The organism is Bordetella genomosp. 10 (genome assembly GCF_002261225.1).
In the GTDB taxonomy this organism is placed as follows: domain Bacteria; phylum Pseudomonadota; class Gammaproteobacteria; order Burkholderiales; family Burkholderiaceae_B; genus Bordetella_C.
On the sequence record NZ_NEVM01000002.1, the window covers coordinates 1239251 to 1259972 of the forward strand.

The window sequence follows — 20722 nt, forward strand, 5'->3', positions numbered from 1 at the left end:
TGGACCATCCCCTTAGCACGAGCCGCCTATGTCTGAATCGTCAAACCTGGATAGCCGCAGAGCCGCGCTGACGCCCGCGCAGAAAGAGGCCTTGCGCGCGCGGATACGGGGCGGCGGGCCCGCTGGACGAGCGGCGCCAGCGCTTATCTCGCCTTTGCCGGAAGGCGTCGACGCGGTGCTCTCGCATGCTCAGCAACGCCTGTGGTTTCTCTGGCGGCTTGCGCCGGCGGACACGGCCTACCATCTTGGCGCAGGCTTGCGCCTGCACGGCGATCTCGACGTCAAGGCACTGGAGCGTACACTGCACACGCTGACGCGGCGTCATGCATCGTTGCACACGGCATTCCCGGCTGGCGCGGATGGCCAGCCGGTGCCGGTGCGATGCGAAGAAGGGGCGCCGCCCTTGCCGCTGACGGACCTGACCGCGCAGCCCGAGCCGCGTCGCGAAGAGACCCTGCAAGCGCTGAAAACCCGTTTGTTCGAACAAGCTTTCGATCTGGAGCGTGGACCGCTTATCCGCTACGCACTGATCCGCATGGCCAGCAATGAACATTGCCTGCTGGTGGTCATTCATCACATCGTCGCGGATGCCTGGTCGACCCAACTGATACTGGATCAACTGGGGCCCGCCTATGCCAGCGAGATTGGCGCGCGTGATGAGACGGCGCGCGGCGCAATCGCCCAGCGTGAGTCCGGGATACCCGGCGTGGCTCGGGTCGATGCGGATCCGCCTCCCGTGGGCTATGCCGATTTTGCGCATTATCAGCGGCTTTGGCTGGAAGGGCCGGAAGGCGCGCGCCAGCTCGCCTACTGGGTACAACGCCTGCAAGGCGATGCGCCGGAACCGCTGGTTCAACCCGACCACGTTCACGCGGGCCAGCGTAGCGGCCGCGCGACGACTATGGCCTACGCCTTGCGCCCGGAAGTCGTGGGTGGACTGCGTCGCCGGGCTGCGCGCTTGCAGGCATCGATGTTTGCTGTCCTGCTTGCCGGACTACAGGCGACGCTTTTTCGCCGTACTCGCGGCGGCGATGTCCGGATAGGTGTTCCTTATGCCAACCGCACGATGGCGCAGACGCGCGATATCGTGGGTCTGTTCGCGAATACCCTGGTGCTGCGCGTGCCGGTCGAGGGAAGCCTGCCGGTCGACGACTTGATTCTAAGAACGCGAGATGCCGCCGCCGAAGCGCAAGGGGCTCAGGATCTGCCTTTTGACCGCCTGGTCGAAGCGTTGAGGCCAACTCGCCGCCTGGGCGAAACACCGCTGTTTCAGGTGATGTACAACCATTTGCGCCAGCGCCATGCGCCGCTGGCGCAATGGACGGGCCTGCGGGTCGAGTACTTCGATCTGCCCAATACGGGCGCGCAGGCCGACTTCCAGATCGAGACCGTGGAATACGACGACGACCGCGTCACGGTGAATCTGCGCTTTGCCGCCGATCTGTTTGACGAAGCGACGATCCGCGCGCTGGCCGATCAATACCTTGCGGTCCTGCAAGACATCGCTGTCGGCAGCCGGGTCAATATCGACGATCTGGCTATGCAGGACGCCACGGCCTTGCGCCGCGTCCACGCGAACGGCGCCGGCCCGGTCGTGGCCTGGCCCCGTCGTCCCGTCCACAAGGCATTCGAGGCGCAAGCGCTCTTGCGACCTGACGCGACCGCGCTGGCCTGCGCCGACGGCGCCGTACTGACTTATCGCGAACTCAACGCACGCGCCAATGCGCTGGCCGCCATCCTGGTCGCGCAGGACGTGGCGCCGGACCATGCCGTGGGCATCCTGCTACACCGTTCGGTGGATATGGTCGTGGCGATCCTGGGGGTAATGAAAGCGGGGGGCGCCTATGTTCCCCTGGACCCCGAATATCCCGCGGACCGGCTCGTCTACATGCTGCAGGACAGCCGCATGGATATCCTGTTGACGGTCACCGAGCTGGCCGCGATCGTTCCGGAACAGGCGCCAGCGCGGGCAACGCTGCGCGTCATCAATATGGACAGCCTGGATGCGCCTGCCGTGCCTTGCGGCGACCCGGACGTTCCTCTGCATCCTGACAATCTCGCGTACATCATCTATACATCCGGATCCACGGGACGCCCAAAGGGTACGTGCAACACCCACGGTGCGCTCGCCAATCGCATCGCCTGGATGCAAGATGCTTACCGCCTGGATGACGCGGATGTAGTGCTGCAGAAAACCTCCTTCAGCTTCGACGTTTCGGTCTGGGAGTTCTTCTGGCCCCTGATGCAGGGCGCGAGCATCGCCTTGCTCGCGGCGGGCGCGCAACGTGACAGCGCTCTGGTTTGCGCGGCGATCAAGCGCTACCGCGTCACCACGCTGCACTTCGTCCCATCCATGCTGGATGCCTTTCTGCTGAACGGCGACGCCCCTGCCTGCACCAGCTTGCGGCGCCTCGTGTGCAGCGGCGAATCCTTGCCTGTGGATCTGAAGAACCGCGCCCTGTCGCTGTTGCCAGACGCCGCGTTGTACAACTTGTATGGGCCCACCGAAGCGGCCATCGATGTCACCCACTGGACCTGCCGGCCCGAGGACGCGATCGTCCCCATCGGCAGACCGATCGCCAATCTGCGCACGTATGTGATTGACGACGCCTTGGCGTTGATGCCGGCGGGCCAGGCAGCGGAACTGTATCTTGGCGGTGCGGGACTGGCACGGGGCTATCTGGGGAAGGCCGCATTGACCGCCGAGCGCTTCGTGCCCGATTTCATCAATGGCGGCGGTGGCAGGCTGTATCGCACCGGCGACCTGGCGCGTTGGTCGGACGGCGGTGTCCTGGAATACCTGGGCCGGCGCGACGATCAGGTCAAGCTGCGCGGCTTCCGCGTGGAGCTGGGCGAGATCGAGTCCATCCTGGCCGAGCGCCGGGATGTGCGCCAGGCGGTCGTGGTGGCGCGCAAGGACGATGCCGGCACGCGGCTGCATGCCTATGTCACGGCCATGCATGCCGCAGCACTGGACACGGACGCGCTGAAAGCGGACCTGGCGGCGCGCCTCCCGGCGTACATGGTGCCGACGCAGGTGCAGGTTCTTGAGCAGCTGCCCGTCAACGCGAATGGCAAGGCCGATCGCAAGGCCCTGGCGGCCCTGCCGGAGCGCACGGCCGTGGCTACCGTTGCCACGGATACGGATCAAGGCGTCCGGACGCCTACCGAAAGCAAGCTCGTCGAGGTCTGGCGCACGGTGCTCGGCGTCGCGGATATCGGGACGGAACAGAACTTCTTCGAACTGGGCGGTGATTCGATACTCGTGTTGAAAATGGTCGCCCTGGCGGCCCGCGCCGGAATCGAGGTGGTCCCCGCCGATCTGTTTGCTCATCAGACGGTGCGCGCACTGGCCGCGGCCATCGAGGGCAGGGCGCCGCGGCAAGGAGAGCCTCTGCCGCGGGCGCCCGAATTGCGCCACCGCGCCCCGGCGTCGGCCGCCCAGCGCCGGCTCTGCCTGCTGTGGAATCTGGCGCCAGCCAGCAGCGCTTATCACATCGTGGGCGCACTGACCCTCAAGGGCGGTCTTGCGCCGGATACACTACGGGCCGCTTTCGAGCGCATGGTGGCCGCCAATGAAGCGCTGCGCACGACGTTCGACATGGAAGACGAGGGCCTGTTCCAGGTCATCCACGACACGTTGCCATGCGGCTGGGAAACCCGGGATCTGACCGACGATCCTGCCGGCCTGCAGGCAAGCATCCAGGCATACGCCGAAAGACCTTTCGACTTGCGGCGCGGACCGCTTCTGCGGGCGGCGGTGTATCGCCTGGGTCCCGATCATCACGTGTTGGCCGTGGTGCTGCATCACGTCGTGGCGGACGGCTGGGCCATGCAGCTGCTGCTGCGCGACGTCCTGGCGGCGTTGGCCGGGACTCGGCCTATCCAGGCGCTGACCGCTGCAGGCGGCGCGATGCCCGTGGCGTCGGGCTCTCCGCCCTTGCAATATGCGGACTATGCCGTGTGGGAAGCGCAGTGGCTGTCCGGCGCGGCAGCACGCGCGCAGCTGTCTTATTGGACCCGGCGTCTGGCCGGCCCCGTGGCGCCCCTGGAACTGAGCGCGGATCACCCTCGACGGGCCGAACCGCGCTACACCGTGGCCAGGCAGTCGATGTGCATCGATGCGCTCGTGGCGCAACAATTGCGGCTGGCCGCGCGTACCCGCGGCGATACCGTTTTCGTGTTGCTGCACGCGGCCTGGCATATTCTGCTGCACCGTTATACCGGGCAGACTTCGCTGCGGGTGGGAGTGACCGAGGCCAATCGGTCCCAGGCAGCCTTTGCCGAAACCATAGGGTTGTTCGTCAACACGCAGATCATTGCGACGGCGTTGACGCCCGGCATGACGGCAGCGCAGGCGGTCGCCCAGGTCGGCACCGCACTTGCCGAGGCACGTGACAACCAGGGCTTGCCGTTCGATGCCGTCGTGGATGCCCTCCAGCCTGAGCGCGGGGCGCGCCATGGTCCCCTGGTCCAGGTTCTGCATAATCACCAGCGCCAGTTGGCGATGCCGCCGGCCCCCGTTGGCATGGATGTGTCCCTGTGCCCGCTTGCCTTGGCGCTCGACGCGCAGTTCGAAATTGCGCTCGAAAGCGAAGAGCGCGACGACGGCGGAATCGTCATCACGCTCGCCTATGCGAGGGAGCTGTTCGATCAATCCACTGCCTCCCGGCTCGTGCAGCACTACATCAAGGTACTGTTGACTTGCCTGCGGAAGCCAGGTGCAAGACTGGGCGAGCTGGCGATGCTGGACGAGGGTGAGCAGGGCGTCCTGCGCACCCTGGCGCAGCCGGCGCTCGCCGCCGACAGCGGCCCGGACTTTCTCGTTGCCATCGCGGACTGGGCGCGCGTCGAGCCCGGCGCCCCGGCGTTACGCTGCGGCGCCACGCGCTGGACGCGCGGCGTCCTGGGCGAGCGGATCCAGGCGCTGACTCGACGGCTCGTGGCCATGGGCATCGGCCCTGGCAGTCTCGTCGGGGTCGCGATGGCGCGCACGCCCGACCTGCCCGCGACCCTGCTGGCGGTGCTGACGACAGGCGCCGCCTACGTTCCCTTGAGCCCGGCCCTGCCGTCCGACCGCCTGTCCTACATGATCGAGGATAGCGGCATAACCATTCTTCTCAGCCAGGCCGCCGTACTGCCTACGCTGCCCGACAGGCCGGGCTTGCAACGGGTCGCCATCGATCTGCCATGGCCCGCTGAGGCTGAGCGGGCCGAGCAGACGGCCATGGGAGCGGACGGCTATGAGCGGCAACCCGGCTCGCTCGCCTACGTCATCTATACATCGGGGTCGACAGGGCGGCCCAAAGGCGTCATGGTGCCATATGGGGCACTGCAAAACTTCTTGAGCAGCATGCGGCGTCAACCTGGTCTGCGCGCGGGGGAGACCTTGCTCGCCGTTACGTCCTTGTCTTTCGATATCGCCGCGTTGGAGCTTTTCCTGCCACTGATGGCGGGCGGCGAACTGATCCTTGCCACGGATGGGGAAACGCGGGATGCTGGCGCCCTGTCATCCATGCTCGAGGCGGGGAGGGTCGACGTTCTACAGGCGACGCCAGCCATGTTGCAGCTTCTACTGGATAGCGGCTGGTCGCCGGTAGGGATGCGCGTGCTGTGCGGGGGGGAGGCCATGCCCGGGTCGCTCGCCGACCGCTTGCTGGCCGAGGGCGTGGCGCTTTGGAATATGTACGGCCCGACGGAAACGACCATCTGGTCCCTGACGGGCCGCATGCGGGCAGGCCGTGCCGACCTTGGCGCGCCGGTGGCGGGCACGACCGCGTATGTGCTGGATGGCGAGGCGGAAATGCTGCCGCTCGGTGCGTCGGGCGAGCTTTGCCTGGGCGGCATGGGGCTGGCGCGTGGTTACCTTGGCAAACCCGGGCTGACCGCCGAGCGTTTCGTACCCGATCCCTTCGGCGACCAGGGCGAGCGGCTGTATCGGACCGGCGATGTGGTGCGGCGCGCCGGCGATGGCAGCGTCAACTATCTCGGCCGGCGTGATCATCAGATCAAGATACGAGGCTTTCGGGTCGAACTGGGCGAGATCGAGAGCCAGCTGTCGAGCTACGCAGGCGTGCGCCAGGCTGTAGTGGTGACCTGGAATATGGCGGCGGGCGTGGTGCTGGTTGGCTACGTCACCGTCGATCCCGACGTCGATGTGGATCCGGCCGCGCTACGCAGCGCGCTTGCCACCGCGCTGCCGGATTACATGGTGCCCGCGCAGATCGTGCGCCTGGACCAGCTGCCCTTGAATAGCAACGGCAAGGTAGACCGCAAGGCCTTGCCCATGCCCGTCGCGTCGTCGGCGCCGCGCTCTTTGCCGGCTGACGACGTCGAGCGTGCAGTCGCCGCGCAATGGCAGGCGGCTCTGGCCGTCGATGACATAGGCCGCGAGGACGATTTCTTCGATCTGGGCGGCAACTCCCTGGCTGCCATGCAATGCCTGGCACGGCTGAATGCCCGCTACGGTGTCGGCGTGCCTTTCAGCGTCTTTTACGGCAGCCCGCGCCTGGGCGCGCTGGCCGACGCGATCCGTCGCGCAGTGGCTGACCGAACAGGCAACGCTACGGGAATCGGCGCGGATGATCAGCACACGGACGCCGGTAGAGCATCGCCGTCCGACCCGGCCGCTGCCTCCGCCGCCAGCGGGCGTGCGGACTCCGCCACGCTGGCGCCCTTGCAGCGCCGCATCTGGTTGGCAGACCGCCTTGCGCGTGATGCTGAGCGCGCCTCCTACAACATGGGCAGCGCATTCGACATCGCGGGAAAGCTGGATCATGGCGCGCTCGGCCGCGCGCTGCACGCCCTGGTCGAACGCCACGCCATCCTTCGATCGGCCTATCCCGAGGATGATGATGGTGAGGCAAGTGTCGTCACCGTGGGCAAGATCGACTTGACTTTAGAGACACGCTCCTACGAGGGTGACGACGCGCGATGGCCGGCTTGGCGCGATGCGCGCCTGCGGGACATGAGCAAGGCGCCGTTCGACTTGGGCGTGGCGCCTTTGCTCCGTATCGAGGTGGTGCGCCGTTCGGCCGACCGGCATGCCTTGTTGCTCGTGGTGCACCACATTATCTTCGACGGCACCTCCGCAAGCATATTCCTGCGCGAATTGGGCGTGCTCTATAACGCCTTCAGGGCGGGCAGGGCGAGCCCGCTGCCCCCCTTGGCCTTGCAGTATGCCGACTATGCCATGGACGCCGAGCAAACCGTGCTCGGCAACCGGAACCGCCTGGAGACGTATTGGCGCGAGGCGCTTGGTGACGTGCCGTCGTTCGCGCTGGATACGCCAGAGCCCGGCGAGGAAGGAGCAGGCGCGGCGAACGCCAGGCCCGGTGCTGCCGGAAGCAGCTACGTACTGCGTCAACATGTTTCCCTCAATGAGACCCTGGCCCCGGGCTCCCTGTTTCCTCGCCTGTTCGCCGCCCTGGGTCTGTCCATGCACGGCAAGCAGGGTCTGGACGATGCGATTCTGGGGGTGGACGTCGCCGGCCGCAATGCGTCCGCGCTTGGGGACCTGATCGGCTTCTTCGTCAATGTGCTGCCCGTGCGCTCGCGCGTGACCTCCGACATGACTGTGGCGAGCTATCTGGATGACCTGCGCCGGCGTTTTGCCGAGGCGGCCGATCATCAGGCCTTGCCCTATGAGGACATTGCCCGCACCGCACAAAAGACCAGAAAGCGGCTCGGCGTTGCCGATCGGCATCCTCTGGTGCGGGTGTTGTTCGTCATGCAAGACAGCGTACCGGTGCCGCAATTCGACGGCCTGACGATAGTCCCCACGCCGGCGCCATATGGCGCGGCGAAATTTGACCTGACGGTGTTCGTGACGCCACAAGGCCATGGTCTGGACGTGGACTGGGTCTTCGATCCTCGCGTCTGCGCCAGCGCCGCGGTCGAAGACCTGGCTGCCGCGTGGGGCGACGTAGCGGGTGCGCTGTTGAGAATGGACCCTGATTTTCTGGCGTGCCGGGCACGGCTTGCGGTACGCCCCGGTGCCGAAAAGACCTTGGACCCACTGGCTTAGGAGGGAGAAACGATATGGATATGACAGCAGCGGGCATGCCCCTGGTCATCGAATATGCGGCGGCACGGGGGCTGGACGCCTGCGCTTGGGCTGACGCGAACCAGGCGGATATCGACGAAGCCTTGTTGCGCCACGGCGCCATCCTGTTTCGTGGATTCCCCTTGCAGACACCTGCCGAATTCGAGGCTTTTGCCAGCCGCATGGTGAGTCGACTGTACGGCGATTATGGCGATCTGCCCAAGAAGGAGGGCGGTCAGGAGATATACCAGTCCACGCCGTATCCGGAAAGGGAAATGATCCTGTACCACAACGAAAGCTCGCACCTCGAGCGTTGGCCTGGGCGCCAGCTCTTTTTCTGCGAGCTGCCGTCGACGCACGGTGGGGCAACGCCCATCGTCGACTGCCAGGCCGTCTATCGCGCGCTGCCCGCGGACATGGCGCGGGATTTCGCGCGCAAACACCTGCTATACGTGCGCAACTTCATACGCGGCCTGGACGTTCGTTGGCAGGATTTCTATGGCACGTCCGATCGCGCGCAGGTCGAGACCCGCTTGCGCGGAGCCGGCGCGCAATGGGAATGGCTGGACGGTGATGCCTTGCGCACGCGCATGGTCTGCCCGGCCGTGATCGTGCATCCACGCACGGGCCTGCCGACTTTCTTCAACCAGGTCCAACTGCACCACATCAGCAGCCTGGACGCCGAATTACGCGAAAGCCTGCTGAGCATGGTGGCCGAGGACCGTTTGCCGCGCAATGTTTACTACGGCGACGGCAGCCCCATCAGCGACGCCACCATGGCGGTGGTGGGAGCGACCTACGAGCGTCTCGCAGTGCGCTTTACGTGGCAGCGCGGCGATGTGCTGCTGCTGGACAACATGCGGGTGGCCCATGCCCGCGATCCCTATGAGGGACCGCGCAAGATCGCGGTTGCCATGGGCGACATGGTGGCGCGCGGCGACGCGCGGCAGCTGCACGCCTGAACGCAAGCACGCAACGAGTGCAATAGCCCCGGCTTGATGAGGATAGCGTCATGACGCAAAGGAAGACGGTTCTGGACCTGATCGCGCACTGGATGCGGCAAACACCTGGGGCGCCGGCAGTGGGCGACAGGCAGCAAATACTGTCTTACGGTGCACTGGATGCGGCGGCCGCCCGGCTTGCACGTGGCTTGAGCAAACAGAGGGTCGGGGCCGGCGCGGTCGTCGCATTGGAATTGCCGCGGTCTGTTGACCTGATCGTCGGCATCCTGGCGCTGTGGAAGCTCGGAGCCGCGTATGTTCCGGTAGAACCCGGCTGGCCAGCGCAGCGGCGCGGGCAAGTCATCCAGGACGCCGGCGCCTGCTTGGTGGTAACGGCGGGCGCCGAGGAGCCTGAGGCAGGAATCGCAAGGGTGAGCTTCGATAGTTTGAACACCGCGCCCGCCGCTGACCAGCGTCCCATCGATGACGCCAACCGACGCGTGGAGGCGGATGAACGGGCGGCTACGGAAGCGGGAGCCATCGCCTACATCATTTACACGTCGGGGTCGACGGGAACGCCGAAAGGGGTCCGCATCGCGCACGCCAGCCTGGCCAATTATGTCGAGGCTGTCAGCAGCGCCTTGAATCTGGACGCTACACACCGCTGGGCCTTGACCAGCTCGGTTGCCGCCGATCTCGGTTATACGGCCTTGTTTGGCGCGCTGTGCAACGGCGCCTATCTCGCTGTCGCGGACGATGCCATTGTCAAGGACGGCGGCCAGTTCGCGGCTTTCCTGCGGGCGCAGGATGTGAATGCGATCAAGATCGTCCCCTCGCATTTGGAAGCGTTATTGGAGGAACCCACGCTGCTGCCGCCCGCCAGGATCGTGCTGGGCGGGGAGTCCCTGACGGCGGCGCTCGTGAGGCGGATACGTTCGCGCAATCCGGCGAGCGTGCTGTTCAATCACTATGGCCCGGCGGAGACCACCGTGGGCGTCATGGTCAGCCGCGTCGATACGCTACCCATATTACCCCCCGTAATCCCGCTGACCGACGTGCTGGCCGGCAACGCCGTTGCCGTCCTGGATGGCAACGGGAGTCAAGTCGCTCAGGGCGAGACGGGCGAACTCTGCATCGCGGGTGCACAACGTTGCCTGGGCTATACCCGATCGGAACCCGTCTGGGTCGAGGCGCCCGACGCGGGTCTGCCAACGCCAGCCTATCGGACGGGCGACCTGGCGCGACGACTGCCGGGAGGCGCCATCGAGTTGATTGGCCGCATCGATCATCAGGTCAAGGTGCGTGGCTTTCGCGTCGATCCGGGCGAGATCGAAGCGGCGCTGGCGCAGCATTCCGCGGTGCGTACGGCCGCGGTATTGGCGTCGCCGGCCGCGGGGGGCGAGGTTGCGCTGACAGCTTTCATCCTGCCCATGGCGGGGGCGGCGCGGGCGGACGTCGGCACGCTGGGCGCGTGGCTGGCCGAGCGGTTGCCGGCGTATATGGTGCCGACGAGCATCGTGCCGGTCGAGCGCTTCGTTCGCCTGGATAACGGCAAGATAGATCGCGCCGCACTGGCCCGATCCATAGCACCTGCCGCAAGCGCACGTGCGGTTCATGAGGAGACGGATGGCGCAATAGAGCACCAGGTCGCCGCCTGCATGGCCGAATTGCTCGGTACGCAGCTGGTGACGCCGACAGACGATTTCTTCGACCTGGGCGGACATTCGGTGATGGTCATCAAATTGGTCGCGCGCTTGCGTAAACGGCTTGGGGTCAATCTGACGCCGGCGGATGTGTTCGAGCATCCCAGCGCGGCCGCGCTGGGCCGCTTGCTCGCTCGCGCCACACCCTCGGCTTGATCCCACGACACAGCAGGCAGGTCTTCTGCGACCTGCCACGGTATTGGAGACGACGATGCACGCGATAGTACCGCCGGCGATATTGCAGCGAGCCTTGGTCGAAGGCGATCCACCGCGTGCGGACGCGGATGACGATGAGGACATCGAGGCTTCCTATCCATTGAGTCAAGCTCAGCGCCAGCTTTGGCTGTTGCAACAACGCCATCCGGCATCGACGGCCTACAACCTGTGCCGCGTCGTCCGCTTGACGGGGCCGCTGGACGCCGAGGCGCTGCAGGCCGCCTTCGATGCCGTGCTGCGCCGTCACGCCATCCTCCGCTCGCGTTTCGTGGAGACGGCGGATGGCGTGCGGCAACAGCCCGTGGCGGGTGCGCGCGTCCTGGTCGCGTGGGAGGACTTGACCGGTTTGACCGCTTTCGCTCAGGACGAAACGGTGCAGGCGCGTGTCGACCTGATGGCGGGTCATGTTTTCGATCTGACCAAGCCCGCTCCGTTGGTCGCGCGCCTGCTGCAGCTGGATGATGAAACCTCGATATTGATGCTGTGCCTGCACCACATCGTGTCGGACGGTTGGTCCAATGCGCTGTTTTTCCAGGACCTCGTACGGGCCTACCAGGGGGCACAGGGCAAGGGCGCGTCGGCATGCCTTCCCGGCCTTGCGCTGCAATACGGAGATTTCGCCCTGCGCGAGCTGGAAGAAAGCGCCAGTGAGGCGTATGCGGACAAGCGCCGGTACTGGGCGGCGTATCTGGGGGAAGATCTGCCCTTGCTGGCGCTGGGTGGCGATCACGACCGTCCGGCCAGCGCCGGTACGGTGGTTTCAACGCTCTCCGAGGGGCAGGCCGAGGCCGTCGCCGCGCTGGCTGCACGGCTGCGTTGCACGCCCTTTGTCATCCTGATGGCCGCCTGGCAGCTGTTGTTGGGTAGGCTGGCCGGGCAGACCGACTTTCCCGTTGCCGTGCCGTACGCGGGGCGTGACGACGAGGACGCCCACGCGACCATTGGTCTGTTCGTCACGACCCAGGTCTATGCCGCCCATCTGGCGCCACAACAGACGTTTGCATCGCTGTGCGCGGCGGTGCGTCGTGACGCAATCGCGGCGATGCGTCACGCCGGCGTCGCCGTGGATAGTATTCCAGGGCAGGAAGCGGACGGCGGTAGCGGGCTCTTGCGGGCGATGTTCGACTATACGGTACAGGAAGGATCGCGGGAATTCGCGATCGGAGGGTTGCGCGGGGAGCTTTTGCCCGTAGCAGCCCTGGGGGCAAAAACTGAACTGCTGCTATCGGCCATCAACACGTCCCGGACGCTGCAACTACGTCTTGAGTATGACGCCGGCCGTTTCGACGACGGCCGTATGCAAGCAGTGCTGCGCCGCTATATCCACGTCCTCCACCAAGTGACGGCGAATCCTGAAGTCTGCCTGGGGGAAGTCACGATAACGCCGGAGGCGGACGGCAGGGCGCTTGTGCGGAACGAAATGCCACTACCGCATGTTGCGCCGTCGGTGCTCGCGTCCATTGCCCGCCATGTGGGGTTGCGGCCTGACGCCGTGGCGGTATCAATGCCGGATGCTGCCCAGGCCGGTGCGCGCCAGCAGCTGACCTATGGGCAGCTGGATGCGGCGGCCAATCGGGTGGCGCATGGCTTGATCGCGCGGGGTGTCGGCGTGGAGTCGCGGGTGGGGCTGGCGATGGGGCGCGGCCTGGACCTGATCGTGGGGCTGCTGGGCATCCTCAAGGCCGGCGCGGCCTATGTGGCCCTGGATCCGGCCTATCCGCATGCGCGTTTGACACAGATGGTGGACGATGCCGGGATCGAGGTCGTCGTCTCCGACACGCCGACCTTGGCGGCGCTGCCGCGGGCGTGGCCGGTGCAGTGGCTGTGTGTCGATGCCCTGGACGCCAGGCTGCCGGCGCATGCGCCGGACGTCGCGATAAGGCCGGACAATCTCGCCTACGTCCTGTATACGTCAGGCTCCACGGGTGTGCCCAAGGGCGCGCAGATGACACACGGGAACGTCGCGCGTCTTCTGGCGGCCACGCAGCGGTGGTTCAACTTTGGTCCGGACGATGTCTGGACCCTGTTCCACTCCTATGCCTTCGATTTCTCGGTCTGGGAGATTTTTGGCGCGCTATGCCATGGCGGCCGCCTTGTGGTCGTAAGCGCCGAGCAGGCGCGGGCGCCGGCGAGTTTCCTGTCGCTGCTGCGCGCGGAAGGCGTGACGGTACTGAACCAGACTCCCTCGGCGTTCGGGCAATTGATCCAGGTGCCTGGACTGCATGACGGTGCGGTGAAGCAGGAACGCACCGAACTATTCGAAGGCATAGCCCAGGACGAGGGCGTAGCGCGGGACGAGGGCGGGCAATTGCCCGCGCTGCGCCTGCGCTGGGTGATCTTTGGCGGCGAGGCGCTGGACCCTCGGATGCTGGCCGATTGGGTAGCAGGGCAGGGACCGCATGGGCCGCGTCTGGTCAATATGTACGGCATCACGGAAACGACGGTGCACGTGACGTACCGGGAGATCGTGGGAGAGGATCTTCGTGTGGCCGGCAGCCCCGTCGGCGAGGCGATCGACGACCTGGGACTGTACGTATTGGACGCGACCGGCCAGCCGGTGTCCTACGGTGAGTCGGGCGAGCTGCATGTCAGCGGGGCGGGGCTCACGCGCGGCTACCTGGGGCGCGCGACGCTGACGGCCGAACGATTTATCCCCAATCCCTTTGCCGACGACGGCGGGCGGTTGTATCGCACGGGCGACCTGGCGCGCTGGTCGGAGGATGGCGAGTTGCACTACCTTGGCCGCATCGACCAGCAGGTGAAGATACGCGGCCACCGGGTGGAAGTCGGGGAAGTGCGCGCCCGGCTGCTGGAGCAGCCCGGCGTCGGCCAGGCAGTCGTCGTTGCCCGTGGCGTGGGCGCGGATGCGCGCCTGCTGGCCTATGTGACGCCTGCGATAACGCCTTCTTCCGCGCTGTCTGCGACGACGCGCTCCTCGCCGCCGCTCGCGGCGTTGCCTCTGGACGCGGCCGCGCTGCGCCAGGCCCTGGCCCAGTGCCTACCTGCTTACATGCTGCCATCGGCCATCGAGGTGCTCGACCAGCTCCCGTTGACCCGCAACGGCAAGGCCGACATCGCCGCTCTGCCGGAACCGTCCCATGCCGGCCGTGCCTACGACCCGCCGATCGGCGAACGTGAAATCGCGCTGGCCGGCGTGTGGCAGCACGTTCTGGGCGTCACGCCGATCGGTCGGCAGGACAATTTCTTCGAACTCGGCGGCCATTCGCTCATGGCCATCACGCTGATGTCGGCGCTGCGGCGCGCGGGCTGGAAAGCCGATGTTCGTATGCTGTTCCAACATCCCGAGCTGGCGGATTTCGCGGCGGCCGTAGGCGCTGAGGCAAACCGCGCCGCCGAGCCGGATGCGCGGCCCGACGCGGCCATACCCGCGGATAACGCCGGCCTGACAAAAGCCCAAATCGATCAGCTGGCCAGCGGCCTGCCGGGCGGCATGGAAGGTCTCCAGGCCATCCATCCATTGACGCCTTTGCAGGAAGGCATCCTGTTTCATCACCTGATGCAGGAGGAGGGCGATGTCTATGTCACTGCCTTCCTGCTGGCCTTCGACACTGTCGGGCGTCTGCACCGTTTCCTTGCTGCCTTCGAGCAGGTCATCGCCAGGCACGATATCCTGCGGACGTCCGTACACTGGGAAGGCTTGTCCCAGCCCGTGCAGCGGGTGCAGCGCGCCGCAAGCCTGCCGGTGACCTGGCTCCCTGCCTTGCCCGATGAAACGCCAGACGGCGCCGCGGCGCGCATCGAGCAGCGTACCGATCCGAGCCACTATCGCATGGACGTGCGCGAGGCTCCGTTACTGCGTGGGCACGCGGTACACGACATCGCCAACCATCGTTGGTTATTGAAACTCGCTCATCATCACCTGGCCTTGGACCATACGTCCGAGGATCTGCTGGTGCGCGAACTGACACTCTTGCTCGCGGACCGCCCGCAAGACCTGGCGCCTCCCGTATCCTTCACCCGTTTCGTGGGCGCCATGCGCGGCGCCGAGCGCGCCGGCGCGGAATTCTTCCGCGCCCAATTGGGTGACCTGACGGAATCCACCTTGCCATTCAATCTGGCCGACGTGCAAGGCAACGGCCTCTCGGTCGCGGAACACCGGACCGTACTGGACGAGGAGCTGACGCGTGACCTGCGCGCGATGGCGCGGGAACACCGCAGCAGCGCCGCCGCGCTGTTTCACTTGGCCTGGGCGCTGGTCCTTGCGCGCATCAGCAACCGCGAGGACGTCGTCTTCGGCACGGTGCTATTTGGCCGCATGGCGGGTGCGGAAGACGCCCATCAAGCCGTGGGGATGTTCATCAACACCTTGCCCCTGCGCGTACGCATGCAAGGCCGGGATGCCACGGCGGCCTTGCGCGAGACCCAGACCGCGCTCGCTGGCCTGATCCGCCATGAACATTGCAGTCTGGCGCTGGCTCAGCGTAGCAGCGGCCTGCCCGGTGGGGCGCCTTTGTTCTCGGCCATCTTGAACTACCGCCATGTGACCGCGGTCGCTGGCGTGGATGCCGCGGCCTGGGAGGGCATCGAAGCCTTGGGCTCGCGCGAGCGCTCGAACTATCCTTTCGCGATGTCGGTGAACGACAGCGGCACCCGGTTCGAGCTTGTCGGCCACATCGAGGAATCCGTCGGGGCGGCACGTATTGTCGGCCACATGACAGCGGCGCTGACGGCCCTGGTCAAGGCGCTTCGCACAGGCGACAGCAGGCTCGTGCGCGCGCTGGACCTGCCCTTGGAAGATGAACGCAGCAACGTCCTGACGTGGGGGCGCGGTGCGGCGAGTCAGGCGCCGGGCCTGCCGGTGCACGTGCAATTCGAGCAGGTCTGCCGGGCGGCACCCCATCGCGTGGCCCTCAGTCAGGGCACGGTGCTGCTGGATTATGCAAGCTTGAACGTGCGCGCCAACACCTTGGCGCATCAGCTGCTGGGCGCCGGGGCCGGTCGAGGCGCATTGATAGGCCTGGCGCTGGACCGCGGCATCGACATGCTGGTCGCCATGCTGGCCGTTCTCAAGTCGGGCGCGGCCTATCTGCCGCTGGATCCCGCCTATCCGGCGGATCGTCTGGCCGCCATGATCGAGGAAAGCGGCATGGCCCTGTTGCTGACAGACGCGTCATCGCAAGCGCAGCTGCCGCGGCCTTTGCCAGAATCCCTGCATTGCATGCGGATAGACACCCCGCCCGGGGTCGGCCGGCCGTCGACAGATCCCGGTATCGCCGTGCATCCACAGCAACTGGCCTATGTCATCTACACCTCCGGCTCCACGGGTAAGCCCAAGGGCGTCATGGTGTCGCATGGTGCATTGACGAACTTCCTGCAGAGCATGGCGATGGCGCCGGGACTGGCATCCTCAGACCATCTGCTGGCGTTGACCTCGCTCTCATTCGACATTTCCGCCCTGGAACTGCTTTTGCCCCTGACCGTTGGCGCGCGCTGCACCATTGCCACGGTTGATGAATGCCACGACGGGGCCGCCATCGCGAATCTGCTGGGACAGAAGTCGATTACCGTCATGCAGGCGACGCCGACGACATGGCGCATGCTGCTGGACAGCGGTTGGCAGGGGGGGCATCTCAAGGCGCTGTGCGGCGGCGAGGGGTTGCCGGCGGACCTTGCCGGGCGCCTGCGGGCAGTGGGCGTGGACCTATGGAATATGTATGGGCCGACCGAAACGACGATCTGGTCCACGACAGGCCTGGTGGGCGCGGAAGACCCCGACCTTGGGCATCCGATTGCCGCGACCCAGGTTTATGTCCTGGATAGTCAGTTGGAGCCGGCCCCCTGGGGCGCGCCAGGCGAGCTTTATATCGGTGGCGCGGGCGTAGCGCGCGGTTACCTCGGCCGCCCTGGCTTGACCGCGGAGCGCTTTCTGCCCGATCCCTATGGCGCGAACGGCGGCCGGCTCTACCGCACGGGCGATCTGGCGGCGTGGACCGCGGCGGGCCGCTTGCAACATCTGGGACGTTGCGATTTTCAGGTCAAACTGCGTGGGCATCGTATCGAACCCGGCGAGATCGAGATGGTCTTGCGCAAGCAGGATGGCGTCCGGGACGCCGTAGTGGTAACCGCGCCCGGGCCGACCGGCCCGAGGCTCGTTGCATATGCGGCCGTCGATCTCGTCCCCGGCTCGGCAGCCGATGGGGCGGACGCGCGCCAGGGTAGCGCTTTGCGCCGCGCCCTGGCGGCCAGCCTGCCGGAATACATGGTGCCCGCGGCAGTGGTGACGCTGACCGCCTTGCCACTGACGCCGAACGGCAAGATCGACCGCAAGGCGCTGCCAGCGCCAACCTTCGCCGTACAGGATCCCGTGGCGCCGTCCACCGTGCGCGAAGCCGAACTGACGGCTATCTGGGCCGAGGTACTGGGTTTGGCCACGCTGGGCATCGATGACGACTTCTTTGACCTTGGCGGTGATTCGATCCTGACCCTGCAGGTCATCGCGAGGTTGCACGGCGCGGGGTGGCACGCCACGCCACGCCAGTTCTTCGAACGTCGGACCATCCGCCGGCTTGCGCCGGTCATCACGGCAGTGGCCGGGAGGAACGAGCAGAAATCATTGCTACCGCGATCGGTGGCCGGCTCGCCTGACATGTATCCACCCACACCGCTTCAGGCGGGGCTGCTGTTCGAGTCACGCGCCCAACCGGACAGTACGGCGTACGTGAACCAGCTTTGCATGGACCTCGACGGTCTGGACGTCGAACGCTTCAGGCGGGCTTGGCAGGACACCGTGAACCACCACGAAGGCCTGCGCGCGAGTTTCTTCATGCAGGGTGATGAGGTCGTCCAAAGAATCGAAACCACCGTAAGCGTGCCGATCGACGAAATGCGAGTGGGCGTACAACCGGGGCAGGTCGCCGTTGCCGAGCGGGCCCTGGGCTTCGATCTGGCGCGAGCGCCTCTGATGCGAGTGAAGTTGGTGGCCATGGTAGACGGCAGCCATCACCTGATCTGGACCTTCCATCACCTGCTGATGGACGGCTGGAGCGTATCGCGCTTCCTCGGCGAGGTGCTGTTGCGCTACCAGGGCGCGCATCCCCCGCGCACAACGGACGGCATTTATCGCGATTACCTGGCGTGGATGAACAGCCGGCCCACCGAAGCGGCAGGCGCCTACTGGCGTGAACGGCTGGCGCCCTTGACGGTTGGCACGCGCCTGGGAGAAGCCTGGGCCGCCTCCGCCCCGTCCGGCGCGGTCGATCAGCATACGCTGCTGCTCGACCCGTCTGCCAGCCAGGCGTTGAGAGATTATGCCCGCCGCGAAAAGGTGACGTTGAGCATCGTGATGCAAGGGGCCTGGGCAATGCTCCTCCATCACTATTGTGCCGCTGCCGATGTGGCATTCGGGGCAACGACGTCCGTGCGACCGGCCCAATTGCCCGGCGCGCAGGAGATGCTGGGTCTCGCCATCAATACCTTGCCCGTGACGAGCACGCTGGATCCCGCGCAGCCCGTGGGCGCCTGGCTGCGGGCATTGCAGGCGCAAGGCGTTGCCTCCCGCGAGCACGACACCCTGCCGCTGCACGAAATCCAGCGTCTGGCGCCAGCCTCGGTGGGCTCGCTATTCGATACCTTGGTGGTATTCGAAAACTATCCTGTCGACCAGGCCTTGCGCGAGCAGGCATCGGCGGGCCTGTCGTGGCGTAACATCGCCAGCCACGAGGAAACCCATTACACCGTCACGTTGGTCGCGTCTGACTCGGGGCAGCTGCGCGTGCGGCTGCTTTACTCGCCGACCCGTATCGCGGCTGACGCGGTGGACGGGTTGCTGCGCCGCTTGCGTGCCTTGCTGGTGGCCCTGCCCATGGAGGGCGTGCGCACGCTGGATGACCTGGATCTTCGCGATACGCAGGATGCCTTGCAGCTGGCCGCCTGGTCCTCGGGCGGTGCCGCCGTTGCCGCGGGGCCGGCGCTGGCCGAACGCTGCCGCGCGCAGGCAGCGCGGAGCGCATCCCGCGTGGCGCTGGCCGTGGGCGGGCTATCGATGGGCTATGGTGAGCTACACGCCCGCGCGCAACGATTGCTTGGCAACCTCCTCGCTTTGGGCGTGACTTCCGAGTCGCGCGTCGCCGTGGCCATGGATCGGCGCGCGGAGCTGTACATCGGCCTGCTGGCCATCCACGAAGCGGGTGCGGTCTGCGTGCCTTTGGACGTGAACCATCCGGCAGGAAGATTGCGCGAAATGCTCAGTGACTGCGGCGCGGCGGTCCTGCTGACTTGCTCCTCCGTGCGCGGATCCCACCCTGAATTGTTCTCCAGCGAAGAAGCGGGCGGCGCTAGGGTCATCGACGTGGACGATCCGGCGCTCCCGGCGCTTCCACCAGCAGACGTGGAACGGGTGGCACAACGCGTCGTGCGCGCCGAGGAGCTCAACCTGATGTATGTACTCTATACGTCAGGCTCCACGGGCAAGCCGAAAGGCGTCGCCATGCCTCGCGGTGCTTTTGACGACCTGCTGCGTTGGCAGGATGCCGTGCTGCCACCGGTCTCGTCGGTGCTCCAGTTTGCGTCACCGGGATTCGACGTCGCTTATCAGGAGATTTTTGGTGCCTGGACGGCCGGTGCATGCCTGGTGGTAGCGAGCGAGGCCGAGCGACGGGACATGGAACTGCTCGCCGCTCGTATCGACACCGCGGGGGTCGAACGCATGCACCTGCCATTCGCGGTGCTGCAAGCCCTGATGGAGACGCAGGCGTTTCACCGAGTCCCTTGCGTGGCATTGCGCCAGATCGTGACGGCGGGTGAGTCCTTGATCATGACGCCCGCATTGCGGCAATGGCTGGCAAGGCATCCGGATTGCCGCCTCTACAACCAGTACGGACCCACGGAAACACATGTGGTCAGTCATTACGAAGTTCCCTCTTCGGCGCTTGAGGCCCTGCCACCCATAGGAGCGCCTATCAACGGCGCCGGCTTGCATGTGCTCGATCCCTGGTTGCGCCCCATGCCGCCAGGGGTGCGGGGCGAACTGTATCTGAGCGGACCTCTGGCGCGGGGCTATCTGGGCCGGGCGGGACAGACCGCGGACCGGTTCGTGCCGCATGCCGCGGGAAGACCGGGGGCTCGCCTTTACAGGACAGGGGATCTGGCGCGCTGGCGAGGGGATGGCGCTCTGGAGTATCTGGGCCGCAGCGATCATCAGTTGAAGATACGCGGCATGCGTGTCGAACCGGCGGAGATCGAAGCCAGCTTGCTGGCGCTGCCCGACGTGCGGGTCGCCGCGGTCAAGGCGGTGGCCGATGGTGCGGGCAAGCAGCGCCTGGCGGCCTATGTAGCTCCCATACCCGGCGCGCGGCTGGGGGACGGGCGCGCACTACGTATCGCATTGCGCAGCCGTCTGCCCGAGCATATGGTGCCTGCGACGATCACGGTGCTGGACGTCTTGCCGCTGAATGCCAACGGCAAGGTGGACCGTGCAGCCCTGCCAGTCCCCGTGCTCAGCGCCGATCAGGCCGGCGGTGAGCCGCGCGGTGCCATGGAGTCGGCTCTGGCCGGCATCTGGTGCGAGGTATTGGGGATCGCCGCCGTAGGCCGCGAAGACAACTTTCTGGACCTGGGCGGGCATTCGTTGATGGCGGTGCGGGTACAGCATCGCATGCGCCAACGCCTGGGGCTGGACTGCCCCTTGAGCGCGATTCTGACATCGGCCTCGTTGTCGGCGCTCGCCGGCCGTCTGGAAGCGGGCGAGGGCACTTCGCAAGGGTCGTTGGATGCCGTGAGCGTTCTGGAAGGGCTGCTCGATGACGTCATGGCGGATCAGCTCCGCTGATCCGCTCGCCTGCCATGCCGCGCCGGGCGGC

General features: G+C 66.2%; 4 protein-coding genes. All 4 read left to right on the forward strand.

Going from position 1 to position 20722, the window contains the following annotated elements; translation table 11 throughout:
• The first annotated feature begins 28 nt into the window (after positions 1 to 28).
• Genes CAL29_RS14730 through CAL29_RS14745 form a run of 4 tightly spaced genes read left to right on the forward strand, consistent with a single transcriptional unit; the run spans position 29 to position 20691 of the window.
• Positions 29 to 8026: a non-ribosomal peptide synthetase gene (locus tag CAL29_RS14730; protein WP_094853726.1), complete on the forward strand. Its 7998-nt coding sequence runs from the start codon at positions 29 to 31 to the stop codon at positions 8024 to 8026.
• Between the two features lie 14 nt (positions 8027 to 8040).
• Positions 8041 to 9006, forward strand: a complete 966-nt coding sequence (locus CAL29_RS14735; protein ID WP_094853727.1) for a TauD/TfdA family dioxygenase — start codon at positions 8041 to 8043, stop codon at positions 9004 to 9006.
• Between the two features lie 50 nt (positions 9007 to 9056).
• Entirely contained in the window at positions 9057 to 10844 is a 1788-nt protein-coding gene (locus CAL29_RS14740; RefSeq protein ID WP_094853728.1) for a non-ribosomal peptide synthetase, read from the forward strand.
• 55 nt (positions 10845 to 10899) lie between these two features.
• Complete coding sequence (locus tag CAL29_RS14745; protein WP_179284031.1) at positions 10900 to 20691, forward strand: non-ribosomal peptide synthetase; 9792 nt, start codon at positions 10900 to 10902, stop codon at positions 20689 to 20691.
• Positions 20692 to 20722: the final 31 nt, after the last annotated feature.